This window comes from Micromonospora luteifusca (genome assembly GCF_016907275.1).
GTDB lineage: Bacteria > Actinomycetota > Actinomycetes > Mycobacteriales > Micromonosporaceae > Micromonospora > Micromonospora luteifusca.
Map to the genome: position 1 here is coordinate 1,321,651 of NZ_JAFBBP010000001.1, position 23,587 is coordinate 1,345,237.

26 protein-coding genes are annotated in these 23,587 nt (G+C 72.3%); 9 read left to right on the plus strand and 17 right to left on the minus strand.

What is annotated here, in order from left to right:
* Positions 1 to 17 precede the first annotated feature (17 nt).
* The 3 genes from JOD64_RS05510 to JOD64_RS05520 are packed head-to-tail and all read left to right on the plus strand — an operon-like array spanning position 18 to position 2,141.
* Positions 18 to 761, plus strand: a complete 744-nt coding sequence (locus tag JOD64_RS05510) for an ABC transporter ATP-binding protein (RefSeq protein WP_204941242.1) — start codon at positions 18 to 20, stop codon at positions 759 to 761.
* Positions 758 to 1,513, plus strand: a complete 756-nt coding sequence (locus JOD64_RS05515) for an ABC transporter permease (protein WP_204941243.1) — start codon at positions 758 to 760, stop codon at positions 1,511 to 1,513. The genes JOD64_RS05510 and JOD64_RS05515 overlap by 4 nt, the downstream gene beginning before the upstream one ends.
* A 31-nt stretch (positions 1,514 to 1,544) precedes the next feature.
* Positions 1,545 to 2,141, plus strand: coding sequence for a TetR/AcrR family transcriptional regulator (locus tag JOD64_RS05520; protein WP_204941244.1), 597 nt, complete (start codon positions 1,545 to 1,547; stop codon positions 2,139 to 2,141).
* 34 nt (positions 2,142 to 2,175) lie between these two features.
* On the opposite strand, the gene JOD64_RS05525 is transcribed toward JOD64_RS05520, so the two are convergent.
* The 3 genes from JOD64_RS05525 to JOD64_RS05535 all read right to left on the minus strand — a co-directional run bounded on the left by JOD64_RS05525 (position 2,176) and on the right by JOD64_RS05535 (position 6,823).
* Positions 2,176 to 2,925 (minus strand): DUF2470 domain-containing protein, encoded by a 750-nt coding sequence (locus JOD64_RS05525; RefSeq protein WP_204941246.1) that lies wholly within the window; start codon positions 2,923 to 2,925, stop codon positions 2,176 to 2,178.
* 99 nt (positions 2,926 to 3,024) lie between these two features.
* Positions 3,025 to 4,809 (minus strand): ABC transporter ATP-binding protein, encoded by a 1,785-nt coding sequence (locus JOD64_RS05530; protein ID WP_307813252.1) that lies wholly within the window; start codon positions 4,807 to 4,809, stop codon positions 3,025 to 3,027.
* Between the two features lie 127 nt (positions 4,810 to 4,936).
* On the minus strand, positions 4,937 to 6,823 hold the full coding sequence (locus tag JOD64_RS05535; protein ID WP_204941247.1) for an ABC transporter ATP-binding protein: 1,887 nt from the start codon (positions 6,821 to 6,823) through the stop codon (positions 4,937 to 4,939).
* Positions 6,824 to 6,996: 173 nt separating this feature from the next.
* Between JOD64_RS05535 and JOD64_RS05540 the strand changes: the two genes are divergently transcribed.
* The 3 genes from JOD64_RS05540 (at position 6,997) to JOD64_RS05550 (ending at position 10,661) form a co-directional block, all read left to right on the plus strand.
* Positions 6,997 to 7,626, plus strand: a complete 630-nt coding sequence (locus JOD64_RS05540) for a TIGR03085 family metal-binding protein (RefSeq protein ID WP_204941248.1) — start codon at positions 6,997 to 6,999, stop codon at positions 7,624 to 7,626.
* 197 nt (positions 7,627 to 7,823) lie between these two features.
* Complete coding sequence (locus JOD64_RS05545; protein ID WP_307813254.1) at positions 7,824 to 8,696, plus strand: terpene synthase family protein; 873 nt, start codon at positions 7,824 to 7,826, stop codon at positions 8,694 to 8,696.
* Positions 8,697 to 8,834: 138 nt separating this feature from the next.
* On the plus strand, positions 8,835 to 10,661 hold the full coding sequence (locus JOD64_RS05550) for an AMP-dependent synthetase/ligase (protein WP_204941250.1): 1,827 nt from the start codon (positions 8,835 to 8,837) through the stop codon (positions 10,659 to 10,661).
* 62 nt (positions 10,662 to 10,723) lie between these two features.
* Here the strand turns inward: JOD64_RS05550 and yczR are convergent, their stop codons facing one another.
* Positions 10,724 to 12,181, minus strand: coding sequence for a MocR-like transcription factor YczR (yczR, locus tag JOD64_RS05555; RefSeq protein WP_204941251.1), 1,458 nt, complete (start codon positions 12,179 to 12,181; stop codon positions 10,724 to 10,726).
* A gap of 59 nt (positions 12,182 to 12,240) precedes the next feature.
* On the opposite strand from yczR, the gene yczE reads away from it, so the two are divergent.
* Entirely contained in the window at positions 12,241 to 12,918 is a 678-nt protein-coding gene (yczE, locus tag JOD64_RS05560) for a membrane protein YczE (protein ID WP_204941252.1), read from the plus strand.
* Positions 12,919 to 13,019: 101 nt separating this feature from the next.
* Positions 13,020 to 13,481 (plus strand): hypothetical protein, encoded by a 462-nt coding sequence (locus tag JOD64_RS05565; protein ID WP_204941253.1) that lies wholly within the window; start codon positions 13,020 to 13,022, stop codon positions 13,479 to 13,481.
* 5 nt (positions 13,482 to 13,486) lie between these two features.
* Here the strand turns inward: JOD64_RS05565 and hisF are convergent, their stop codons facing one another.
* From hisF to hisD, 12 genes are all read right to left on the minus strand, one after another.
* The gene (hisF, locus tag JOD64_RS05570) at positions 13,487 to 14,254 is read right to left on the minus strand and encodes an imidazole glycerol phosphate synthase subunit HisF (RefSeq protein WP_110564057.1); all 768 of its coding nucleotides are present in this window, start codon (positions 14,252 to 14,254) and stop codon (positions 13,487 to 13,489) included.
* 99 nt (positions 14,255 to 14,353) lie between these two features.
* The gene (locus JOD64_RS05575; RefSeq protein WP_204941254.1) at positions 14,354 to 15,352 is read right to left on the minus strand and encodes an NADP-dependent oxidoreductase; all 999 of its coding nucleotides are present in this window, start codon (positions 15,350 to 15,352) and stop codon (positions 14,354 to 14,356) included.
* A gap of 47 nt (positions 15,353 to 15,399) precedes the next feature.
* Positions 15,400 to 15,831 (minus strand): organic hydroperoxide resistance protein, encoded by a 432-nt coding sequence (locus tag JOD64_RS05580; RefSeq protein WP_239560043.1) that lies wholly within the window; start codon positions 15,829 to 15,831, stop codon positions 15,400 to 15,402.
* Positions 15,832 to 15,836: 5 nt separating this feature from the next.
* Positions 15,837 to 16,283, minus strand: coding sequence for a MarR family winged helix-turn-helix transcriptional regulator (locus JOD64_RS05585; RefSeq protein WP_204941256.1), 447 nt, complete (start codon positions 16,281 to 16,283; stop codon positions 15,837 to 15,839).
* A gap of 83 nt (positions 16,284 to 16,366) precedes the next feature.
* Positions 16,367 to 16,756 (minus strand): Rid family hydrolase, encoded by a 390-nt coding sequence (locus JOD64_RS05590; protein ID WP_204941257.1) that lies wholly within the window; start codon positions 16,754 to 16,756, stop codon positions 16,367 to 16,369.
* Positions 16,753 to 17,478 carry a bifunctional 1-(5-phosphoribosyl)-5-((5-phosphoribosylamino)methylideneamino)imidazole-4-carboxamide isomerase/phosphoribosylanthranilate isomerase PriA gene (gene priA, locus JOD64_RS05595; protein ID WP_204941258.1) on the minus strand — a complete coding sequence of 242 codons (726 nt, stop codon included), beginning with the start codon at positions 17,476 to 17,478 and terminating at the stop codon, positions 16,753 to 16,755. Before priA ends, JOD64_RS05590 begins: the two co-directional genes overlap by 4 nt.
* Positions 17,479 to 17,492: 14 nt before the next feature.
* On the minus strand, positions 17,493 to 17,816 hold the full coding sequence (locus tag JOD64_RS05600) for a hypothetical protein (protein ID WP_184177053.1): 324 nt from the start codon (positions 17,814 to 17,816) through the stop codon (positions 17,493 to 17,495).
* Between the two features lie 36 nt (positions 17,817 to 17,852).
* On the minus strand, positions 17,853 to 18,485 hold the full coding sequence (gene hisH / locus JOD64_RS05605; RefSeq protein WP_204941259.1) for an imidazole glycerol phosphate synthase subunit HisH: 633 nt from the start codon (positions 18,483 to 18,485) through the stop codon (positions 17,853 to 17,855).
* A 55-nt stretch (positions 18,486 to 18,540) separates the two neighbouring features.
* Complete coding sequence (locus JOD64_RS05610) at positions 18,541 to 18,714, minus strand: CG2302 family histidine operon protein (RefSeq protein WP_204941260.1); 174 nt, start codon at positions 18,712 to 18,714, stop codon at positions 18,541 to 18,543.
* 118 nt (positions 18,715 to 18,832) lie between these two features.
* Complete coding sequence (hisB, locus tag JOD64_RS05615) at positions 18,833 to 19,444, minus strand: imidazoleglycerol-phosphate dehydratase HisB (protein ID WP_204941261.1); 612 nt, start codon at positions 19,442 to 19,444, stop codon at positions 18,833 to 18,835.
* 64 nt (positions 19,445 to 19,508) lie between these two features.
* A complete protein-coding gene (locus JOD64_RS05620; protein WP_204941262.1) occupies positions 19,509 to 20,579 on the minus strand; it encodes a histidinol-phosphate transaminase in 1,071 nt (356 codons plus the stop codon).
* A complete protein-coding gene (hisD, locus tag JOD64_RS05625; RefSeq protein ID WP_204941263.1) occupies positions 20,576 to 21,898 on the minus strand; it encodes a histidinol dehydrogenase in 1,323 nt (440 codons plus the stop codon). Before hisD ends, JOD64_RS05620 begins: the two co-directional genes overlap by 4 nt.
* 106 nt (positions 21,899 to 22,004) lie before the next feature.
* Between hisD and JOD64_RS05630 the strand changes: the two genes are divergently transcribed.
* On the plus strand, positions 22,005 to 22,709 hold the full coding sequence (locus JOD64_RS05630; protein WP_204941264.1) for an LON peptidase substrate-binding domain-containing protein: 705 nt from the start codon (positions 22,005 to 22,007) through the stop codon (positions 22,707 to 22,709).
* On the opposite strand, the gene JOD64_RS05635 is transcribed toward JOD64_RS05630, so the two are convergent.
* A complete protein-coding gene (locus JOD64_RS05635) occupies positions 22,624 to 23,532 on the minus strand; it encodes a DUF2567 domain-containing protein (protein WP_204941265.1) in 909 nt (302 codons plus the stop codon). The two genes, JOD64_RS05630 and JOD64_RS05635, sit on opposite strands and share 86 nt — an antisense overlap.
* Positions 23,533 to 23,587: the final 55 nt, after the last annotated feature.

The window sequence follows — 23,587 nt, forward strand, 5'->3', positions numbered from 1 at the left end:
TCTTGGGGAGGTGCGTGATGGACGACGCGATAGCCGTCCGTGACCTGGTCGTCGACCGGGGTGGGCGGCGGGTGCTGGACGGCATCAGCTGCCGCGTCCCGCGCGGCGCCGTCACGGGGCTGCTCGGCCCCAGCGGCAGCGGGAAGACCACATTCATGCGCGCGGTGGTCGGGGTGCAGGTGGTCAGAGACGGCACGGTCACCGTGCTCGGTCAGCCGGCGGGCACCCCCGCGCTGCGGCACCGGGTGGGCTACCTGACCCAGGCGCCGAGCGTCTACGCCGACCTGACGGTCCGGGAAAATGCCCGCTACTTCGCGGCCCTGTACGGGCGGGGGCGGGTCGAGGCCGACCGGGCGATCAGCGATGTCGGGCTGGCCGAGGCCGCCGGCCAACTGGTCGCGACCCTCTCCGGCGGTCAACGCAGCCGGGCCTCGCTGGCCTGCGCGCTGGTCGGAGAGCCGGAGCTGGTCATCCTCGACGAGCCGACCGTCGGTCAGGACCCGGTGCTGCGGGCGGACCTGTGGGCCCGTTTCCACGCGATGGCCGCCGCCGGCACCACCCTGCTGGTGTCCAGCCACGTCATGGACGAGGCGGCCCGCTGCGACCGGCTTCTGCTGATCCGCCAGGGGCGGTTGATCGCCGACGACAGCCCGGCCGCGGTCCGCGCCGCCGCCGGTGTGGACGACCTCGACGAGGCTTTCCTCCGCCTCATCCGGGCGGGCGAGACGCGTCGCGCGACGACCGGACAGGAGGCGTCGTGAACCCGCGGATCCTGACGGCCACCACCGGCCGCATCCTGCGCCAACTCCGGCACGACCGACGGACCATCGCGTTGCTCGTGGTCGTGCCGGCCGCCCTGCTCACCCTTGTCTATTTCATGTACGTCGACCAGCCGACCCCACCCGGGCAGCCGACGACGTTCGACCGGATCGCCCTGGTGATGCTGGGCATCTTCCCCTTCGTGATCATGTTTCTGGTGACCAGCATCGCCATGCTCCGGGAACGCACCTCCGGCACCCTGGAGCGGCTGCTCACCACGCCGCTGGGCAAGCTCGACCTGCTCTTCGGGTACGGCATCGCGTTCGGGCTGGCCGCCGCCGTGCAGGCCGCGGTCGCCGCCGGCGTGGCCTACTGGGTCTTCGATCTGGACACCGCCGGCAGCATCGGGCTGGTGATCGGGATCGCCGTCATCGACGCCGTGCTCGGCGTCGCCCTCGGGCTGCTCTGCAGCGCCTTCGCCCGCACCGAGTTCCAGGCAGTACAGTTCCTGCCGGTCGTGGTGGTCCCCCAACTGCTGCTCTGCGGGCTGTTCGTGGCCCGCGATCAGATGGCCGGTTGGCTCCAGGCGCTCAGTGACGCCTTCCCCCTGTCGTACGCCATCGAGGCGTTGCAGGAGGTCGGCGCCCACGCCGAGCCGGCCGGCAGGATGTGGCGGGACGTGGCGGTGGTGCTCGGCGCGGTGGTGTTGGCGCTGGTGCTCGCGGCGGCCACCCTGCGCCGCCGCAGCGGCTGACAACCAAAGGGTGGACGAACGAAGGGCGGCGATGACGCGGCGGACCGGCCGGCGACCCGGCAACCCCGGCACCCGGGAGGCGATACTCGACGCGGCGCGGACGGCGTTCGCCGAGCGTGGCTTCGACGCGGCCTCGATCCGCGCCATCGCCGGCACGGCGGAGGTCGATCCGGCGCTGGTGCACCACTATTTCGGCAGCAAGGACCAGCTCTTCCTGGCCGCGATGAACTTTCCCGTCGACCCCGGTCAGCTGGTGCCGAAGGTGCTCGCCGGTGACCTGGACGGTGTCGGCGAGCGCATGGTGCGCATCTTCCTCGGCGTCTGGGACTCCCCGGCCGGCAGTGCCGGGGTGGCACTGCTGCGCTCGGCGGTGAGCAACGAGTGGACCGCGCGACTGCTGCGAGAATTCATCACCACTCAGGTGCTGCGTCGGGTGCTCGAACAGCTCGACGTCGATCCGGCCCAGCTGCCGCTGCGGGGTTCCCTGGTGGCCACCCAGATGATCGGCCTGGCCATGATGCGGCACGTGGTGCGCCTTGAGCCGGTCGCCTCGGCGGACCCGGAGACCCTGGCCGCCGCGATCGGTCCCACGATCCAGCGGTACCTCACCGGTCCGCTACCCACCTAGGCCAACCCGGGCAGGCGGTCAGCGTGGCGGGCGGTCAGCGTGGCGGGCGGGCGCCGGCCGGGAGTCGTAGCGGCGGCAGCAGTCGCGGCAGTTCGGCCGGGTCGGCGATCGGGCCGGGGAACGCCAACCGGATCCGACGTCGGGCGCCGGGTCGGCCGAGGACGACCACGAGCCCGTAGCGGTCGATGCGCACCACTCGGGGCGGCCCGTCGGGGGTCTGCTCGGTCAGGCCGAGTTGCCGGCGCAGGTACTCGGTCACCTGGGCGCCGTCGCGCTCGGCGAGGTCGGCGAGCAGGCGCGCTTCGACCGGGTGTACCGGGTCCGGCTCCGCCTCGGCGTACTCCCCCGGGTCGACCCGGTGCACGGCGCCGGCCCGCTCCCAGCGGACCTCGACCACCTCGAAGCGGAACAGCCGGAACCGGGTGCCCAGGTCGAGCAGGTCGCCGGTCGGCTCCACCGCGGCGAAGTCGACCGCCGCATGGCGGGCCTCGTCGCCGTGCAGTTCGCCCGCCCAGCCGGAGACCCAGGCTCGGCCCAGGCCGGGTGCTCCGGCGGCGGGTGGCAGGTCGAGCACGTCGAGCACCACCGCGACGTCGCTGCCCCCGGCGACCGGCTGCAGCGCGGCGGCCAGGTGGCTGGCCACCGGCACCAGCAGCAGCACCCGCCCGTCCGGGTCGGTCACGTGCCGGGCGTGGTGGGGGCCCGGCCGGTGAGCAAGGTGGACGAGGCCGGGCAGGCGGCCGGCGACGAGGGTACGAACGATCTCGGCGGGGTTGGGCCGCATGGGCGCGACCTCCTTCAAAGGTTAGGCTTACCTAACCCGGAGCCTAGAGCACCCGGCCACCGGCGTCCACCGCACCCGCACAACCGGAATGCCACCACGTCATCGTGTCTGCTCCAGCCAGGAGGCGTAGAGCAGGCCGTAGACCGAGTCGGCATCGCGGACCAGCTCATCGTGCGGGCCGCGCTGCACCACCCGACCCCGGTCCACCACGATCACCTCGTCGGCGGCCTGCGCCGTGGAGAGCCGGTGTGCGATCGCGAGGGTGGTCCGACCCCTGGTGACCGCGTCCAGGGTGCGTTGCAACCGCACCTCGGTCGCCGGGTCCACCGCGCTGGTCGCCTCGTCCAGCACCAGCAGGTCCGGATCGGCCACGTACGCCCGGGCCAGCGCCACGAGCTGCCGCTCACCCACGCTGAGCGCCTCGCCGCGCTCGCCGACGGGTGTGTCCAGACCCGCCGGCAAACCCTCCAGCCAGTCCGACAGGCCCAACTCGGTGAAGGCCGCGCTCAGCTGCTCGTCGGTCAGCTCCGGCCGGGCGAACCGGACGTTGTCCCCCACCGTCGCGTCGAAGAGGAACCCGTCCTGCGGCACCATCACCACCCGGGAGCGCAGCGAGTCGAACCGGACCTCCGCCAACGGCACCCCGGACAACAGCACCGCCCCGGCCGACGGGTCCATCAGACGCGTCAGCAACTTGGCGAAGGTGGTCTTTCCGCTGCCGGTCTCACCGACCACCGCCACCCGGCTCTTCGCGGGGATCTCCAGGTCGATGTCGTGCAGCACCGGCGGGCCACCCGGGTAGGCGAACCGCACACCGGCGAACCGGACGTCCAACGGCCCGTCCGGCAGCTTGCGCCCCTGCTCCCCCGGGTCGGCCACGTCGGGGGCGACGTCCAACACGTCCAGCACCCGACGCCAACCGGCGATCGCGTTCTGCGCCTCGTTGAGCACCTCGGTGGCGATCTGCACCGGCTGGATGAAGAGCGTCACCAGGAACAGGAACGCGGTCAGCTGGCCGATCGACAGCGTGCCGTCCACCCCCAGCGTCACCCCGAGCACCACCACACCGGCCAGGGCCAACCCGGCGGCCAACTCGCCGACCGAGCTGCCCACGATGCTGATCCGGATCGCGCGCTGCTGCGCCACACGTTGCCCGTCGATGGCCTCGTCCAGCCGCCGCGCCGTGCGCCCCGCGATCCCGTAGGCCCGGATCACCGGCGCGCCCACCACGCTCTCGCCGATCGTGCCGAGCAGCGCGCCGGTGCGCTGGCGCACCGTCGCGTACGCCGTGCCGAGACGGCGTTGCAACTGCCGGATGACGAACACCGCCGGCAGGAACGCGGCCAACACCACGAGGGTCAACTGCCAGGAGTACGCGAGCATGACGGCGGTGGTGACCACCAACTGACCGAGGTTCACCAGCAGGATCACCCCGCCCCACTGGAGGAACTGGGTGATCTGGTCGACGTCGCTGGTGACCCGCGAGACCAGCGAGCCACGCCGCTCCGACTGCTGGTGCAACATCGACAGGTCGTGCACGTGCCGGAACGCCCGCGTCCGCACGTTGGCCAGCGCCGTCTCGCTGACCGTGAACAGCCGGCGCATCATCAGGTAGCCGCAGATCGTCGTGATCGTCAAAATCAGTGCGGTGATCGCCACCACCGACCAGACCACATCCAGATTCAGGCCACCGACGATGCCCCGGTCGATGCCCTGCTGCACGGCGACCGGCACGGCCACCCGACCGACCATGTAGACCAACGCCAGGGCCAGGGTGCCAGCCAGGCCCGTCCGCAGCTCCGGCGAGAGCGCCAGACCGCGGCGCAGGGTCTGCCAGGTCGTCTCCAGCTTCTCATCGATCTCAGGCGACTTCTCACCGGTCACAGACGTACTCAACGGGCTGGCCTTTCGTTCGCGACTGCGGGGCTCCGCTGCGCTGCACTCCTCGCACTCACCGGTGCCGGCCTTTCGTTCGCGACTGCGGGGCTCCGCTGCGCTGCACTCCTCGCACTCACCGGTCCACCTCGATTTCCAGGCCGGACGGCAGCGGCGCGACCTCATCGCCGTACGCGCTTTCCTGCGCGCGGTCGACCTCAGCCTGCTCGTAGGCGGTGACCAGGTCGACGTAGCCGGGCACGGTGGCCAACAACTCGCTGTGCGTACCCCGGGCGATTACCCGCCCCTGCTCCACGTAGATGACCTCGTCGGCGAGCGCGATGGTGGCCCGGCGGTACGCCACCACCAGGATCGACGCGGCCGGCACCCCCGGCTCGGCCGTCGACGACCGCAGCCCGGCCAGGATGGCGGCCTCCACCCTCGGGTCGACCGCGCTGGTCGCGTCGTCGAGCACCAGCAGGCGCGGTCGGCCGGCCAGCGCGCGGGCCAGGGTGAGCCGCTGCCGCTGCCCACCGGAGAGCGAGGTGCCCCGCTCGCCGACCATGGTGTCCAAACCGTCGGGCAGCGCGGCGACGAACCCGTCCGCCTCGGCCAGCCGCAGCGCCGCCCAGACGGCCTCGTCGTCGATACCCGCGCGGTCGAGGGAGATGTTGGCGCGGACCGTGTCGTCGAAGACGAACGGCACCTGGGCGACCAGGGCCACCGTGCCGGCCAGCGACGCGGCGGTCAACTCGCGCACGTCCACCCCGTCCAGGGAGACGGTGCCGGAGTCCGGGTCGACGAGGCGGACCGCCAACGAGGCGATTGTCGACTTGCCGGCGCCGGTGGGCCCGACCAGTGCGACCGTCCGGCCGGACGGAACGGTGAAGCCGACCTCGCCGAGCACCTGCGCACCGGGCTGGTGCGCCTCGGCGGGTGGGTAGGAGAAGTGCACGTCGCTGAAGGTGAGGGTGGCCGGGCCGAGCGTGCTGGCCGGGTCGAGGACGCGTTGCCCGTACGGCATCTCGCCGGTCGCGTCGAGCACCCGGCGGACCCGGTCCCAGCCAGCGACGCTGCGCGGCAGCTCGGCCAGGACCCACCCGATGGCCCGCACCGGAAAGGCCAGCACGGTGAAGAGGAAGGCCACGCTGACCAGCTCGGTCACGCTGATCGCACCCTGGCGGAGCCGGAACGCCCCCACCACCAGTACGGCGAGGGTGCCGATGCTGGGCAGCGTCTCCAGCAGTGGGTCGAAGACGCCGCGCAGCCGGCCGACCGCGATCAACGAGTCGCGTAGCTCGCCGGCCCGGCCCGCGAACCGGGCGGTCTCCTGGGCCTCGCGGCCCATCGTCTTGACCACCAGGGCGCCGTCGAAGCTCTCGTGGGCGATCCCGCTGACCTCGGCGCGCAGGCGCTGCGCCCGGGCCTGCCGGGGCGCCATCCGGCGGGAGTAGACCACGTTGAGCGCGAACAGCGCCGGGAAGACCGCGAGACCGACCAGGGCGAGCGCCCAGTCGGTGGCGAAGAGCGAGACGATCGCGCCGACCAACATCACCAGCGTGCCGACGGCGAAGGGCAGCGGCGCAATGGGGTACCAGGCCGCCTCGACGTCGGAGTTGGCGTTGGACAACAGGGTGCCGGTGGAGTTGCGGTGGTGCCAGGACAGTGGCAGCTCCAGATAGCGGCGGGTGACCCGGCGGCGGTAGGAGGCCTGGAGGCGGTACTGCATGTAGCCGGCACCGAGGCGACGGCCGATGATGCCTGCCACCCGCAACACGCTGATCCCGAACAGCGCGGCCGCGGCCAGCGCCAGCGTCCCGGTGCCCACCTCTCGGCGGGAGATGGCCGGGAGCGCCACCTCACCGATGACCGTCCCGACGACCCGCGCGCTGACGATGATCATCCCGCCGAAGAGCACGCTGCCGACGACCGCGACCGCGAAGATCCGTGGCTGCTCGCGGATTGCCTGCCGCAGGACTCCCAGCCCTCGGCTGAGCACGTCCCGACTTGTCTTGCTAGCCACGCTTTCCCCCGCCGTAAGCCACAATTATCTCCCTCATCCTTACCGGTCGGGGCCAGCAGTGCCGACCCGGACCGGATATGTCGACCATCACGTACCGGACGGCGACGAGCGGCGGGCGCCGATCCGGCGGCCGGTGTCGCGCGCCGACCGGCGACCGGGCCTACGATCGGGCCATGCCGCGGTACGCCCGAGCCGAGCGCGAGGCGCTGGCCGATCTCCTGCTGGCCCTCGGGCCGGAAGCACCGACGATCAACGAGGGCTGGGCGACCCGTGATCTCGCCGCGCACCTGGTGCTGCGGGAGCGCCGCCCGGACGCGGCCGGCGGGATCGTGCTGCCGCCGCTGCGTGGCTACGCCGAACGGGTCCGTCGTGAACTCGCCGCGCGTCCCTACCCGGAGTTGGTGGCCCAGGTACGACGGCCGCCGCTGTGGAGCCCGGTCAGCAACCCGGTAACCGACGAGTTGGCCAACACGATGGAGTTCTTCATCCACCACGAGGACGTGCGGCGGGCCGGCTCCGGGTGGCAACCGCGCGACCTGCCCGCCGGGCTGCAGCGCGCACTCTGGAAGCGTGCCGCCCCGATGGCTCGGCTGGCACTGCGCCGCTTTCCGGCGGATCTCTACGTGCAGGCGCCCGGTCACGGCGAGATATCCGTCGGTCGCGGCGGCGAAATGCTGCGGCTGGTCGGCCCCCCGGCCGAGCTGGTGCTGTTCCTCTCCGGTCGCCAACGGGTGGCCCGGGTCCAACTGGACGGTCCGACGGAGGCAGCACGTCGATTACGCACCGCCAGCCTGGGAATGTGACCCTCTGCGCTTAAACGGTCACGACTTCGGTGTGGGGTGCCCCACACCCAGCGAGATGCGCTGATGTCTTCTCCCGTACGCTTCACCGCGCCGCTCTGGGCCGGGTGACGCGAGTGGGGGCAATTATGCGAACTTTCGCGATTTCGGCACTGCGGGAGCCACCGTTTCCGGCGGGGCGCCACAAGGCCACGGACCGAGTGGCGAGCGAGAGTGTCGAGTGGGCGCACGCCTCCGGTCTGATCGATTCCGGCCACCGGGCTCATCGACTCCGGCGGGCGGATGCTGCCGGCCTGGCCGGACGGGCCTGCCCGGACGGACCAGAGGACGGGCTGCGGCTGCTCACCGACCTGATCTCCTGGCTCTTCGTGATGGACGACGCCTGCGACGAGGACGACCTCGGCGCGGATCCGGCCCGGCTGGCGTCGACCATCGGGGGCCTGCTCGACGTGCTGGACCGGTGCGGCGAGCCGGGCGGTGCACCGGGCGCCGGCCCACTCGGCGCCGCGTTGCACGACCTGTGTCGCCGAACCCGGGCCCACGGCCGACCGGGACAACTGCTGCGGTTCGTCAGCCAGGTGCGGGCGTACCTGCTGGCACTGCTCTGGGAGGCGACCAACCGGGAGCGCCGGCGGGTCCCCGAGGTCGCGGAGTACGTGCAGATGCGGCGGCACACCGGCGGCGTACGCCCGTGCCTCACCCTGACCGACCTGGCGTCGGCGCGACCACCCGGGTCGGCCCAGCACGCCGATCCGGCGCTGGTCGCCCTGGATCTGCTGGCGGTGGACCTGGTCTGCTGGTGCAACGACCTCTTCTCCTACGGCAAGGAGAGCGAGGTGGACCCGGACGCGCACAACCTGGTGACGGTGATCGCCCGAAACAGCGGCGCGGACGAGGCGACCGCGCTGCGGGCTGCGGCGAACCGGTTCAACCAGGGGCTGGCGGCGTACCTCGAGGTGGAGCAGACGCTGCTGGCCGGTGGGGACGACGGGATACGCCACGCGCTGGCCGCACGGCGAAACTGGGTGCGGGCCACCTACGACTGGTCACTGGTGGCTGCCCGGTACGCCTGATTCGGCCGTACCGGTCGGCGGGGCGGGGTGGCCGGACGATCACCGGGGCTAGCCGACGCACCGCGCCAGGCAATACTCTTCGGTAACCACCATGACGTGACGACCGTCACGCCACCACCCCCGAAGGCGGCTACAGCGATGGCTCTCGATGTACCGTACCGTTCCATCCCGGACATGTTCCTCAAGCGTGTGGCGGCCACCCCCGACCGGTTTGCGTTTGCGTCCCCGACCCCCGACGACTCGGGGCCCGTCTGGCTGACCTGGGATCAGGTCGGCCAGCGCGCCAAGGCGGTCGCCGCCGGCCTGCACGGCCTGGGCGTCGGCCAGGAGGACCCGGTAGCGATCCTCGCCAACACCCGGCTGGACTGGGTGATCGCCGACCTCGGCATCATGTGCGCCGGCGGGGCGACCACCACCGTCTACCCGACCACCGAGCCGGCGGACGCGACGTACATCATCGCCGACTCCGGGTCGAAGGTGCTCTTCGCGGAGAACCCGGCCCAGGCGGCGAAGATCGGCGGCGCGGACCTGCCCGCGCTGACTCACGTGGTGCTCATCGACGGTGCCGTCGACCCCGCCGCCGCGATCCCGCAGCTGACGCTCGCCGAGCTGGAGGAACGGGGCACCCGCGCACTGGCCGCCGAACCGGATCTGATCGACATGCTCGTGGCCGGCATCGCCCCGGACCACCTGGCCACCCTGATCTACACCTCCGGCACCACCGGCCGACCCAAGGGCGTCGAGCTGCTGCACGGCGGCTGGTGCTGGGAGGCCGTGGCGCAGGCCGACGTCGGGCTGCTGCGCGACGACGACCTGCAGTACCTGTGGCTGCCGCTGGCCCACTCGTTCGGCAAGACCCTGCTCTGCGGCGCCATCCACGTCGGCCTGCCCACCTACGTCGACGGGCGGGTGGACAAGCTGGTCGACCTGCTCTCGGTCATCCGTCCGACGCTGATGTGCGGCGCTCCTCGGGTCTTCGAGAAGGTCTACAACAAGGCGGTGACCACCGCGCAGGGCGCCGGCGGCGCGAAGGCGAAGATCTTCGGCTGGGCCGTTGGCGTCGGCAAGGAGAAGGTCACCCTGGAGCAGGCCGGCAAGCCGGTGCCGGCCGGGCTGAAGCTGCGCTACGGGCTGGCCGAGAAGCTGGTGTTCAGCAAGCTCCAGGCCCGCCTGGGTGGCCGGATGCGGGTGCTGGTGTCCGGCGCTGCGCCGCTCAGCCCGGAGATCGCCACCTTCTTCGCCGCGGCGAACCTGCCGATCTCCGAGGGTTACGGCCTGACCGAGACCAGCGCCGGCAACTTCGTCAACCCGCCGGCGGGGCTGCGAATCGGCACGGTGGGTCGCGCCATGGGTGACCTGGAGTGCCGGATCGACACCGACGGGGAGATCCTGGTGCGTGGTCGACCGGTGATGCGCGGCTACCACAACCTGCCGGAGGAGACCGCCGCCGCGTTCACCGACGAGGGCTTCTTCCGTACCGGTGACATCGGCACCCTCGACGAGCAGGGCTACCTCCGGATCACGGACCGTAAGAAGGACCTGGTCAAGACCTCGGGCGGCAAGTACATCGCGCCGTCGCACATCGAGGGGATGTTCAAGGCCATCTGTCCGTACACCTCGCAGGCGGTCGTCGTGGGTCAGGCCCGCAACTTCTGCACGATGCTGGTCACGCTGGACCCGGACGCGGTCCGGGGCTGGGTCGCCGGCGGCCCGCTGGAGGGTCGCAGTTACACCGAGATCGTCACCTCGCCGGAGGCTCAGACGATGGTCGAGGAGTACGTCGCCCAGCTCAACGCGAAGCTCAACCGCTGGGAGACGATCAAGAAGGTGGCCATCCTGCCGCGCGACCTGACGATCGAGGACGGCGAGATCACCCCGTCGTTGAAGATCAAGCGACGTGGTGTGGAGAGCAACTTCGCGGCCGAGATCGACAAGATGTACGCCGGCACCCTCGCCGAGCTCTGATCCAGCGCCGGTGGCGCCGTGCCCGCTCGGGTGCGGCGCCACCGGCGTTTTCGTCGTGCGGCTCAGGCGATGACGGCCGGCTCGCGCCACCGCTGAGGCCCGGCCCGGTCCAGGTCGTAGCGGACCGCCGCGATCCGCCCGACGGCCTCCACCAGGTCCGCGGCCGGCAGGGTGAAGGGCAGCCGCAGGAAGCGCTCCAGGGTGCCGTCCAGGCCGAACCGGGGACCGGGCGCCAGTCGTACGCCGACCTCCTCGCTGGCCCGGGCCAGCGCACTGGAGACCGGCCCGTCCAACTCGGCCCAGAGCGTCACGCCACCGCGTGGCACGGTGACCCGCCAGTCCGGCAGCCGGTGCGCCAGTGCGCCGAGCAGCGCGTCACGCTGGGCGGCCAACTGGACTCGTCGGTCGGCGACGATGGCGTCGGCGTCGGCGAGCAGGTGCACCGCGACCAGTTGGTCCAGCACCGGGCTGGCCATGTCCACCCCGACCCGAACGGCGGCCAGCCGCTGCACCTGCGGCGCGGAGGCACGCACCCAGCCGATCCGCAGGCCACCCCAGTAGGGCTTGCTCATCCCGCCGATGCTGATCACGCGGCTGTGTCGGTCGTAGACAGCCACCGGGGGCGGCAGTTCCGTGCCGTCCAACGCGAGGTCCACGAAGGACTCGTCGATGATCAGGTCGGTACCGACCGCGTGGGCGGCGGCCACCACGCGCTCGCGTAGAACGGCGGGCATCAGGTGCCCGGTCGGGTTCTGGAACTCGGGGATGAGGTAGGCCAGCTTGGGCCGGGTCTGCCGCAGGCTCGCCAGCAGCAGGTCGGGCTCCCAGCCGCCGGCGTCGGTGGCCAGGCCATGGGTGGTGATCCGGGCTCTCCGGCCGGCCAGCGCGGCGAGCGCGTTGGGGTAGGTCGGGGACTCGACCAGGACGTTGCCGCCAGGGGCCAGAGCGAGTCGCAGCACCAGGTCCAGTGCGTGCTGGGTGCCGCTGGTGACCATGATCTGGTCGGCCGAGGTGGGCAACCCCCGAGCGGTGTACGCGTCGGCCACCGCCTCGCGCAGCTCGATGATGCCGGTCGGGTGGTAGCCGGCCCCGCCCAGGTAGCGGGGCAGGTCCTCGGCAGCCGCACGGGCGGCCGTCAGGAGTTGCGGCGGGGCGGCCAGCGCGGCGACGCCGAGGTCGAGCATCTCCCGGTCGTCCAGCGGGGTCCACAGGCCGGTGCTGGCCACCCGGTGGTTGCCGGGCAGCATCGTCCAACTGCCGGCGCCTCGGCGGCTGGCCAGGTGCCCGGTCTCGCGCAGGTGCCGGTACGCGGCGGTCACCGTGGTCCGGCTGATCCGCAGCGCCTCGGCCAGTTCTCGTTCGGCGGGAAGGCGGACGCCCAGCGGTAGCCGTCCGTCGGCGAGCAGGCCGCGCACGGTGGTGGCCAGGGCGACGTAGTCGGGGCTGCGCCGGCGACCCGGCAGGGCGTGCCACTGACCGAGCAGACGGGCCAATTGGACGCCACGCACCTGACCAGTCATGGCCACTCCTCGAATATTGGCTTCTTCCTCCGCGATGATTGGCACCTAGAGTGGCATGCATGGCACTGATTGGCAATCTGCGGCATCGGCCGGTTCGGCGATTGGTCCAGCTCTACCTCGGGCTCACCCTCTACGGCGTCAGCATGGCCCTCATGATCCGCTCGGACCTTGGCCTCGACCCGTGGGACGTGTTCCACCAGGGGTTGTCCGAGCGGACCGACCTCTCCTTCGGCACCGTCACCATCGCCGTGGGCGCGCTGGTGCTGCTGCTCTGGATCCCGCTACGGCAGCGGCCGGGCCTCGGCACGGTCAGCAACGTGGTGGTAATTGGCCTGGTCGTGGACGCCACTCTGACCGTGTTGCCCACCGGTGGCCCGCTCGGCGTCCAGATCGCGCTGCTGATCACCGGGATCGTCGCCAACGGCGCCGCCACCGGCCTCTATCTCGGTGCCCGACTGGGGCCCGGCCCCCGAGACGGGCTGATGACCGGTTTCGTCGCCCGCCGGCCGGGCCGGTCGGTCCGACTGGTGCGCACCGTCATCGAGGTCACCGTCCTGGCGCTCGGCTGGCTGCTCGGCGGCACCGTCGGCGTGGGCACCGTCGCCTATGCGCTGGCCATCGGCCCGTTGGCCCAGTTCTTCATCCCGCTGTTCGCCGTGCCCGACAGCGCCGCACCCGCGCCCGTACCGGGCACCGCCGGTCCGGGCACCGCCGCACCGCCCGCTCCCGCCGGCTGAGCCTCACCGACCGTCCGCGAACCGGTACGCCGTGGTGGTACAAGATGCCGGATGGGAGGGTGGGTGTTCCCTTCCGCGACGCGCGCCGTCATCATCTCTGCATGGGGGAGAACGGTTGGCGCTGGACGGACGCCTGGATCTTCGTTTCGTTGGTCATCGCGAGCGGGGCAGGGCGGCACCGTCGGTCGGCGACAAGTCGGCGGCCGGAGGGCGTCCGCCTGACCGACGTGCTCTCCACCGCCGATCACCTCAACCACACGATTCCGCAGCGGCACGAGGTGGAGGCCGCGGTCCAGCGGCTGGTCGGCGCCGGGTTGGTCAGCGTCGCCGACGGCTGGTTCCGGATCACCGCCGAGGGTGAGCAGCTCTGGCGTACCCGCCCGCGCGCGGGTGTGGCGACAATGGTGGACACCGTGCAGGGCGTGCTGACCCGCCGGCACGCACCCGGCAGCGCCGACTGGAGCCTGGACGAGGCCGACCACGCGGCGGCCGTCCAGGAATATGCCGTCCGCTCGATCCCCACGCCCCGCCGGTCACCGGAGGGGCATCCCGGCGGGCACTGACCGGGTCAGCGCACCGGGTGGCCGCTGTGCCGCAGCGCGTCCTTGACCTCGGCCACGGTCAGCTCGCCGAAGTGGAAGACACTGGCGGCGAGCACCGCGTCCGCGCCCGCGCCGATCGCGGGCGGGAAGTGGGCCACCTCGCCAGCTCCCCCGCTGGCCACCACCGGCACGTCCACGACCGCTCGCACCGCGGCGATCAGCTCCAGGTCGAAGCCTGCCTTGGTGCCGTCGGCGTCCATCGAGTTGAGCAGGATCTCCCCCGCTCCCAACTCGGCGCCCCGGCGCGCCCACTGGACCGCGTCGATCCCGGTGCCGCGCCGACCGCCGTGCGTGGTGACCTCGAAGCCACTGGGCGTGCCGCCGTCGGGCGCCCGGCGCACGTCGAGGGAGAGCACGAGCACCTGCCGGCCGAACCGGTCGGCGATCTCCGCGATCAGCTCCGGCCGGGCGATCGCGGCAGTGTTCACGCCGACCTTGTCCGCCCCGGCGCGCAGCAGCGTGTCGACGTCGGCGACCTGCCGGACCCCGCCACCGACGGTCAGTGGGATGAACACCGACTCGGCCGTGCGGCGCACTACGTCGAGCATGGTGCCGCGGTCACTCGAGGACGCGGTGACGTCGAGGAAGGTCAGCTCGTCCGCCCCGGCCCGGTCGTACGCGGCGGCCAACTCCACGGGGTCGCCGGCATCGCGTAGGTCGAGGAAGTTGACCCCCTTGACCACCCGCCCGGCGTCCACGTCCAGACAGGGGATCACCCGTACCGCCACCGTCATGCCATCAGCCTATCCCTCCGTACGGCGACGGTGGCCGACCCGTCGGGCCGGCCACCGTGGGTGCCGTTGGTGCGGTGTCTTGCCGGAAGGGGCCCTTCCTCAGACCCGGACGAGCATCTTGCCGAGGTTCTCGCCACGCAGCAGGCCCAGGAACGCGGCCGGGGCGTTCTCGATGCCGTCCACGATCGTCTCGTCGTAGGACAGCGTGCCGTCGCGCAGCCAGCCCGCGACGTCGCGCACGAACGCCGCCCGCACGTCGTTGTGGTCGTTGACCAGGAAGCCGCGCAGGGTGAGCCGTTTGCCGATGACCAGCGCCAGGTTGCGCGGGGCGGCCGGCGGCTCGGTGGCGTTGTACTGCGCGATCATGCCGCAGATGGCGACCCGGCCGTGCAGGTTCATGGCCGAGATCGCCGCCTCCAGGTGATCGCCGCCGACGTTGTCGAAGTAGACGTCGACGCCGTCCGGAGCGGCCGCCCGCAGCGAGTCGCGGACCGACCCGTCGTGGTAGTCGAAGGCGGCGTCGAAGCCCAACGCCCGCAACCGCTCGACCTTGGCCGCCGAGCCGGCGCTGCCGACCACCCGACCGGCACCCTTGAGCTTGGCGATCTGGCCGACCAGGCTGCCCACCGAGCCGGCCGCGGCGGAGACGAAGACCGTCTCGCCGGGCTTCATCGCGGCCACCTCCAACAGCCCGGCGTACGCGGTCAGGCCGGGCATGCCCAGCACGCTCAGGTACGCGCTGACCGGGGCGAGCGTCGGGTCGACCGGACGAGCGGCGGTCGCGTCGAGCAGCGCGTACTCCCGCCAGCCCAGCCCGTGCAGGACGGTGTCGCCGACGGCGATGTCCGCCGCCTCGCTGGCCACCACCTCGCCGATCGCGGCACCGTCGAGCGGCGCGTCGAGCGCGTACGGCGCCACGTACGACTTGACGTCGTTCATCCGCCCGCGCATGTACGGGTCGACGGACAGGTACTGGTTGCGGACCACGATCTGGCCCGGTCCGGGGGTCGGGACGTCCGTCTCGACGAGCCGGAAGTTGTCCTCGGTGGGCCAGCCCGCAGGGCGGCTGGCCAGGTGGATCTCACGGTTGCTGGTCACGGGGGTGGTCGTCCTCTCGTCCGCGGTCGGGGCCTGGTTCCGCGACGTCACGCGGGCAGGGTCTCGCGGACGGTCAGCGTGACGTCGATGTTGCCGCGGGTGGCGTTCGAGTACGGGCAGACCTGGTGGGCCTGCTCGACGAGCTGCTCGGCCGCGTCGCGGGGCACGGCGGGCAGGTCGACCACGAGTTGCACGGTGAGCCCGAACCCGCCGCTGCCGTTCGGGCCGATGCCCACCTCGGCGCCGACGACCGAGCCGGTCACGTCGGCCTTGGCCCGACGGGCCACCAGTCGCAGCGCGCCGTGGAAGCAGGCCGCGTAGCCGGCGGCGAAGAGCTGCTCGGGGTTGGCGGCGCCGCCGGCGCCACCCATCTCCTTCGGCACGGCCAGGTCGAGGGTGAACGTGCCGTCGGAGGTCTCGACGTGGCCGTCGCGGCCGTCGCCGCTGGCGGTCGCGGACGCGGTGTAGAGCACCTGCATGATGGTCACTGCTCCTTCTGTCGGTGGATGGTGTCGGTGACCCGGGTGAGGGTGTCGCGCAGCGCGACCAGCTCGGTGAGGCCGAGTCCGGTGGCCCGGGCGATCTGCAGCGGGACCTCGTCCACCTGCTGCCGCAGCGCCCGGCCCTGTTCGGTGAGGCCCACCTCGACCCGCCGCTCGTCGCGGGCCGACCGCCGCCGGGCCACCAGGCCCGCCCCCTCCAGCCGCTTGAGCAGCGGGGAGAGCGTGCCGGAGTCCAGCCGCAGCTCGGCACCCAGCTCGGACACCGTGGGGGCGGCCTCGGGGCGTTCCCAGAGCACCAGCAGCACCAGGTACTGCGGGTAGGTCAGCCCGAACTCGTCGAGGATCGGCCGGTAGACGTCGGTCAGTGCGCGCGACGCGGCGTAGAGCGCGAAGCACACCTGCCGGCGCAGTACCAGGTCATCGGTCACCACTGAACCATAGCCCACAATTAGATTGTGCACAACTTATCTGGCCGTGGTCCGGCCCTGACGGCGGCCACGCCGGGCCCACCTCAGCGATCGCCGAGGTACGCCTCCACCTCCACCTCGACCAGGTGCTCCGGGTCCAGCAGACCGGCGACCACCACCATCGTCGCCGCCGGCCGGACCGCGCCGAAGACCGCATTGTGCGCCCGACCCACCTCGTCGGCGTGCAGCCGGTCGGTCACGTACATCCTGGTCCGGACCACGTCGCCCGGCTCGGCACCCACCTCGGCGAGCGCGGCCAACGCGATCCGCAACGCCTGCGCGGTCTGCGCGGCGGCGTCACCGACATGCGCCACCCGCCCGTCCACCGTGGCCGTGCAACCAGCCGTCCAGGCCCGTTCACCGGCCCGCACCACCCGGGAGTAGCCGTACCGCTGCTCCCACGGACCGCCCGAGCCGAGCCGAGTGATCGTCACGCCTCTGCCAGGGTGCGCAGCGCCTCGGCCACCGTGAAGGCACCCGCGTAGAGCGCCTTGCCGGCGATGACACCCTCCACCCCGGCCGACTCCAGGGTCGCCAACGCCCGCAGGTCGTCCAGCGTGGACACCCCACCGGAGGCGATCACCGGTCGGTCGGTGCGGGCACACACCTCACGCAGCAGGTCCAGGTTCGGCCCGCGCATCGTGCCGTCCTTGGTGATGTCGGTGACCACATACCGACTCGCGCCCGCCTTGTCCAGCCGCTCCAGCACCTCGTACAGGTCGCCGCCGTCACGGGTCCAGCCACGCGCCGAGAGGATGTGACCCCGCACGTCCAACCCGATCGCGACCCGGTCGCCATACTCCCCGACCACCCGGTCACACCAGACCGGGTCCTCCAGCGCCGCGGTGCCGATGTTCACCCGGGCCGCCCCGGTGCCCAGCGCCGCGCGCAGCGACTCGTCGTCACGGATACCGCCGGACAGCTCCACCTTCACGTCCAACTGGCGCACCACCTCGGCAAGCAGGTGCGCGTTGGTGCCCCGACCGAACGCCGCGTCCAGGTCGACCAGGTGGATCCACTCGGCGCCGTCCTGCTGCCAGGCCAGCGCGGAGTCCAACGGGTCACCGTAGATGCTCTCGCTTCCGACGGCGCCCTGCACGAGCCGAACGGCCCGGCCGTCGGCGACATCCACGGCGGGTAACAGGGTGAGGCTCAACGTCTTCTCCTCGATCAGGTACGACGGTCCAGGGCGATCACGACGATCGCCGGCAGTACGAGCAGCAACAGCACAATCAGCGCGATACGCAACGCCAGGTTGTCGACGAACGTCCAGATCAAAATCAGTGCCGCACCGGTGAGCAGCACGATCGCGGCCCGCTCACCCCGGGTGTGCCGGGCCAGCCGCCCGGAACGGCCCCGCCGCAACCGCGGAGTCAACCGACGGACCACCGCGCGGCGGCGCTGCCGGCGAGCCACCTGACGCTGCCGAACCGCCCGTTCCCGGGCCTGCTCCGCCTCCCGCTCGGCCCGCCGACGGGCACGTTCCCGGCTCACCGCGACGCCCCTCGGCCGGGCACCGGGCGACGACGCTCAATCACCGGTGGGCAGCGTGGCGAGCCAGTTGCGCAGCAGCGCGGCACCGGTGTCGGCGGACTTCTCGGGATGGAACTGCGCCGCCGAGAGCGAACCGCGCTCCACCGCGGCGACGAAATCCGTGTCGTGGTGGGCGGTGGTCACCGTGGCACCGGCAGCGGACAGCCCCGCCGGGTCGCCCATCGCGTACGAGTGGACGAAGTAGAACCGGCTCTGCTCGGACAGCCCGGCGAAGAGCACCGACTCCCGGGGCGCCCGGACCGTGTTCCAGCCCATGTGCGGCAAACGGGTGGCGGCCAGCCGGGTCACCCCGCCGGGCAACAGCCCGAGCCCCTTGGTCACCACACCGTGCTCGTCACCGTGCTCGAAGAGCACCTGCATGCCCACGCAGATCCCGAGCACCGGCCGGCCGGCAGCCACCCGCTCGGCGATCACCGGGCCGGCGCCGAGCGCCTCGATCCCGGCCATGCAGGCGGCATACGCGCCCACCCCCGGCACCACCAGGCCATCGGCGGCAGCCGCGGCCGCCAGGTCGTCGGTCACCCGTACGTCCGCGCCGGCGGCGGCGAGCGCCCGCTCCGCCGAACGCAGGTTTCCCGAGCCGTAGTCGAGCACCACCACGGCGCTCATCAGGCGCCGCCTTCCGTTCGCGACCGCAGGGCTCCGCCGCGCCGCACCCTCGCGCTCACGCGTTCTCCCCCGGCAACAGCCAGAGCACTCCGCCGACCGTGGCGAGTACCGCGAGCAGCGCGGTGATGACGATCGCGCCCTTCGGCGCGCCCTGGCGGTACAGCGACCAGGCGCCGCCCACCAGCACCCCGGCCAGGATCAGCATCAACGTCGGCAACGCGGCACCCATTAGAGCCACCTTCCATTCGCGACTGCGGGGCTCCGCTTCGCTGCACTCCTCGCGCTCATCAGAGCGCACCTTCCATTCGCGACTGCGGGGCTCCGCTTCGCTGCACTCCTCGCGCTCATCAGAGCGCACCCTTCGTGCTGGGGATGGCCCCGGCCGCCCGCGGATCGATCGCGGTGGCCTCGCGCAACGCCCTGGAGACGGCCTTGAACTGCGCCTCCACCACGTGGTGTGCGTCCGGGTGACCGCCCGGCCGGGCCGCCCGCAGCACGTCGACGTGCAGCGTGACCCGGGCCGCCTGACCGAAGGACTCCCAGATGTGCCGGGTCATGCTGGTCGCGTAGACCGGCCCGATGTAAGGGGCCAGCACCGGCTCGTCGTGCACCACGTACGGCCGACCGGACAGGTCCACCGCCGCCCGGACCAACACCTCGTCCATCGGTACGGTCGCCGAACCGTACCGCCGGATGCCGGCCTTGTCGCCCAGCGCCTGGTCGAATGCGGCACCCAGGGCGAGCGCGGTGTCCTCGATGGTGTGGTGCGCGTCGATCTCCAGGTCACCCACGGTGCGCACGGTCAGGTCGTAGCCGCCGTGCCGGGCGATCTGGTGCAGCATGTGGTCGTAGAAGCCGACGCCGGTGCTGATCTCGGCGGTGCCGGTGCCGTCGAGGTCGATCTCGACGAGGACCTTGGTCTCCTTGGTGATCCGTTCCACCCGGGCGGTCCGGCTCATTGCTGTGCAACCTTTCGTTCACGACTGCGGGGCTCGCAGGACCGGCGCACTCCTCGCGCTCCCACTACACAGTCTCCATTGCGGAAAGGAAGGCGTCGGTCTCGGCGGCGGTGCCGGCGGTCACGCGCAACCAGCCGGGCAGGCCGACGTCGCGGACCAGCACCCCCTGCGCCAGCAGTGCCTGCCAGACGGTGGTCTGGTCGCCGCCCACCTCGAAGAGCACGAAATTGGCGTCACTGTCGGCAACCCGCAACCCACGCTCGCGCAACGTCGCCACGATCCGGTCCCGCTGCGCCATGATCGCGCTGACCGTACCGAGGAGGGCGTCGCGGTGGGTCACCGCCGCGCGCGCCGCGGCCTGGGTCAGTGCGGAGAGATGATACGGCAGTCGGACGAGCTGCACCGCCTGCACCACCGCCGGGTCGGCGGCCAGGTAACCCAGCCGCCCGCCGGCGAAGCCGAAGGCCTTACTCATCGTCCGGGTGACCACCAGCCGCGGGTGACCGGGCAACACCGCGAGCGCGCTGACCGTCCCGGGTCGGGCGAACTCGGCGTACGCCTCGTCGACGACCACCATGCCGGGCGCGACGTCGAGCACCGCGGCGATCACCGCCGGATCCAGTGCCGTGCCGGTGGGGTTGTTCGGCGAGCACAGAAAGACCACGTCGGGTCGGTGCTCGCGGACCTGGGCGACCGCCTCCTCGACGGTCAGCCCGAAGTCGACGCCGCGCCGCGCGGGCACCCACCGGGTGCCGGTGCCGAGGGCCAGCAGCGGGTGCATCGAGTACGCCGGAACGAAGCCGAGCGCGCTGCGCCCCGGCCCGCCGAACGCCTGCAACAACTGCTGCTGGATCTCGTTGGAGCCGTTGGCCGCCCACACCTGCTCGACGGTGAGCCCGTGCCCGAGATATTCGGCCAGGTCGGCGCGGAGCGCCACCGCGTCCCGGTCCGGATAGCGGTTCAGCTCGCGCAGCTCGGCCGCGAGCGCCTTGGCGATCGCCTCGACCACCGGCTCCGGCACCGGGTGGGAATTCTCGTTGGTGTTGAGCCGCACCGGCACGTCCAGCTGCGGCGCCCCGTACGGCGACAGCCCTCGCAGGTCGTCGCGGATCGGCAGGTCCGCCAGGCCGCTCACGCCGACGCGCCTGGAAAGCGAGCCTGGACCGCCTGGCCGTGCGCGGGCAGGTCCTCCACCCCGGCCAGGGTGACCACGTGCGGGGCCACCTCGCGCAGTGCCGCCTCGGTGTACTCGATCAGGTGCACACCGCGCAGGAAGGACTGCACGGACAGGCCGGAGGAGTGCCGGGAGCAGCCGCCGGTGGGCAGCACGTGGTTGGACCCGGCGCAGTAGTCGCCCAGTGACACCGGCGACCAGGCGCCCACGAAGATCGCCCCGGCGTTGCGTACCCGCATCGCCCACTCCCGGGCGTCGGCCGTCTGGATCTCCAGGTGCTCGGCCGCGTACGCGTCGACCACCCGCAGCCCCGCCTCAAGATCGTCGACCAGGACCACGCCGCTCTGCTCGCCGGTCAACGCCGTGGTGACCCGCTCGGCGTGCTTGGTCGCCGGCACCTGCCGGGCCAACTCCCGCTCGACCGACTCGACCAGCGCCAGCGACGGGGTGACCAGCACGCTCGCGGCGAGCGGGTCGTGCTCGGCCTGACTGATCAGGTCGGCGGCGACGTGCGCCGGATCAGCCGTGTCGTCGGCCAGGATGGCGATCTCGGTCGGGCCGGCCTCGGCGTCGATGCCGACCACACCGCGCAGCAGTCGCTTGGCGGCGGTGACCCAGATGTTGCCGGGGCCGGTGATCAGGTCGACGGGGTCGCACCGCAGCGCGCCCGTCGGGTCCACGGCCGCGCCGTAGGCCAGCATCGCCACCGCCTGGGCCCCGCCCACGGCGTACACCTCGTCGACGCCGAGCAGCGCGCACGCGGCGAGCACCCGGGCGTCCGGCAGGCCACCGTTGTCCTTCTGCGGCGGGCTGACCACCACCAGCGAGCGCACCCCGGCGGCCTGCGCGGGCACGACGTTCATCACCACGGTCGACGGGTACATCGCCAGGCCGCCGGGCACGTAGAGGCCGACCCGGTCGACCGGCAACCACCGCTCGGTGACGGTGCCACCGGGCACCACCTGCGTGGTGTGGTCGGTGCGCCGCTGGTCCGCGTGCACCCGACGGGCCCGGGTGATCGACTCCAGCAGCGCGGCGCGCACAGCCGGGTCGAGCACCCCCTCGGCCTCGGCGATCGCCTCGACCGGCACCCGCAGGATCTCCGGGGAGATGCCGTCGAACCGCTCACTGGCCTCCCGGATCGCCGGGTACCCATGCTCGCGGACCGCCTCCACCAGAGGCCGGATTCGCTCGACGGCGACCGACACGTCGAGCTGGGCACGGGGCAGCAGGCGGCGCGGGTCACCGAGACCGTTGCGCAGGTCGATCCGATTCAGCACCCTTGCGAGTCTAGGCGGCCGGGCCGCAGCACGTCCGAGCCGCCCGTCCGGCGAGACGGTGAGCCGGGCCACGCCCCCGGGGGCGAGATTGGTTAGGCTCGACCATGTGACCGCACGGCTGCCGGTTTTCCCGCTCGCAACGGTGCTCTTCCCGGGTTTGGTGCTGCCGCTGCACATCTTCGAGGAGCGCTACCGGGCGCTGGTCCGGCACCTGGTCGGCCTGCCCGAGGGTGCTCCGCGTGAGTTCGGCGTGGTGGCCATCCAGGCCGGCTGGGAGGTCGCTCCCGCCGGTCCCGGCGCCCGCGCGACGCCGAGCGCCGGCGAGGTCACCCTGCACGAGGTGGGCTGCACCGCCGAGCTGCGCCAGGTGACCGAGCTGGCCGATGGCGGCTTCGACATCGTCACGGTGGGCCGGCGCCGTTTCCGGATCACCGAGGTCGACGACAGCGCCATGCCCTATCTGACCGCGGACGTCGAGTGGCTGCCCGACCCGGCCGGGCCGGACGAGGTGGCCGAGTTGCTGGCCGCCCGGGTGATCGCGGTGTTCCGGCAGTACCTCGGCCTGATCCGCTCCGACCCGGAGGAGATCTCCGAGCAACTGCCGGAGGACCCGACCGTGCTCTCCCACCTGGTGGCGGCGACCGCGGCGCTCACTGTCGACGACCGGCAGCGGCTGCTGGCGATCGACGACACCGCCGCCCGGCTCCGCGCCGAGCTGCGGCTGCTCAACCGCGAGGCGGCTCTGCTGCGTCAGGTCCGGGCGGTTCCGGTGCCGCTGACGGAGCTGGCGTCCCCGCCGACACCCAACTGAGCCCCGCTGGGTCGGGCTCCGGTCGCAGTCCGGGCCACCGCGACCACCCAGCCAGCAGCGTGTACATGATCGCCGCGCCGAACGCTGGCAACAGCAGGTTGCCGTGCGGCACCGGCAGCACACCGAGCAGCCAGTCGACCCCACCGGCCCGCAGGTCGGCGGGTTTGGTGAAGGCCTGTCCGGCCGGGGCGGTGGCCAGCAGCCGGTCGAAGGTGCCCAGGCCGACCCGCCGCCCCACCTGCCAGGCCACCGGCGCGGCGACCAACGCGCCGAGCACCGCGGCGAGCAGCCCCACGGGACCGCGCCGCCGCCGCAGCACCACCCACAGGGCGAGCGCCACAAGCAGCCCGAAGGCGAGCCCGAGCAGGCTGAACCAGCCGTCGGCGGCGATCGGCTGCTCCGGTTGCGGCTCGGCGTAGATCGCCCCCTCGACGGTCTTGAGCACCGGAGTGTCCGGCGCGAGCGCGGCCCAGAGCAGCCCGAACGGCACACCCAGCACCGCCAGCGCGAGCACGGCACCCAGCACCGTCGCCACGGTCCGCAGCGGACGGCGCGGCTCGTCGAAGCTCAGCTCCAGCGAGCTCTGGTACGCCGTCGAAGGGGCGAAGCCACCCGGGCTCTCGGCCGGGTTCTCGGCCGGGTTCTCGGCCGACTGCTCGCCGCGCGACGACTGCTCGGCGGCCGGCGACTGTTCGGCAGCTGGCGACTGCTCGCCGCGCGACGACTGGTCGGCAGCCGGCGATGTCGCGCCCGAGGCTCGGGGCGGCGCGGGTTCGTCAGGCTCGTCGACGGGCCGCTCACGGTCGGGGTTGTCCGGGCTCACCCGATGATCCTCTCAGGCCCGGTGCCGGGCCGGGGCGCCGGTGGCGGCAGACCAG

Coding starts and splice junctions, on each gene's coding strand:
- JOD64_RS05525 (WP_204941246.1), bottom strand. CDS start 2,925: ATGCGGCCCAACCCCGCCGAGATCGTTCGTACCCTCGTCGCCGGCCGC.
- JOD64_RS05550 (WP_204941250.1), top strand. CDS start 8,835: ATGGCTCTCGATGTACCGTACCGTTCCATCCCGGACATGTTCCTCAAG.
- JOD64_RS05610 (WP_204941260.1), bottom strand. CDS start 18,714: ATGGGTGCCGCGTTGCCGACGTTGATGCTGATCCTGGCCGGGGTGCTG.
- JOD64_RS05565 (WP_204941253.1), top strand. CDS start 13,020: ATGGGGGAGAACGGTTGGCGCTGGACGGACGCCTGGATCTTCGTTTCG.
- hisB (WP_204941261.1), bottom strand. CDS start 19,444: ATGAGCCGGACCGCCCGGGTGGAACGGATCACCAAGGAGACCAAGGTC.
- hisH (WP_204941259.1), bottom strand. CDS start 18,485: ATGAGCGCCGTGGTGGTGCTCGACTACGGCTCGGGAAACCTGCGTTCG.
- JOD64_RS05510 (WP_204941242.1), top strand. CDS start 18: ATGGACGACGCGATAGCCGTCCGTGACCTGGTCGTCGACCGGGGTGGG.
- yczE (WP_204941252.1), top strand. CDS start 12,241: ATGGCACTGATTGGCAATCTGCGGCATCGGCCGGTTCGGCGATTGGTC.
- JOD64_RS05540 (WP_204941248.1), top strand. CDS start 6,997: ATGCCGCGGTACGCCCGAGCCGAGCGCGAGGCGCTGGCCGATCTCCTG.
- yczR (WP_204941251.1), bottom strand. CDS start 12,181: ATGACTGGTCAGGTGCGTGGCGTCCAATTGGCCCGTCTGCTCGGTCAG.
- hisF (WP_110564057.1), bottom strand. CDS start 14,254: ATGACGGTGGCGGTACGGGTGATCCCCTGTCTGGACGTGGACGCCGGG.
- JOD64_RS05520 (WP_204941244.1), top strand. CDS start 1,545: ATGACGCGGCGGACCGGCCGGCGACCCGGCAACCCCGGCACCCGGGAG.
- JOD64_RS05580 (WP_239560043.1), bottom strand. CDS start 15,831: ATGCAGGTGCTCTACACCGCGTCCGCGACCGCCAGCGGCGACGGCCGC.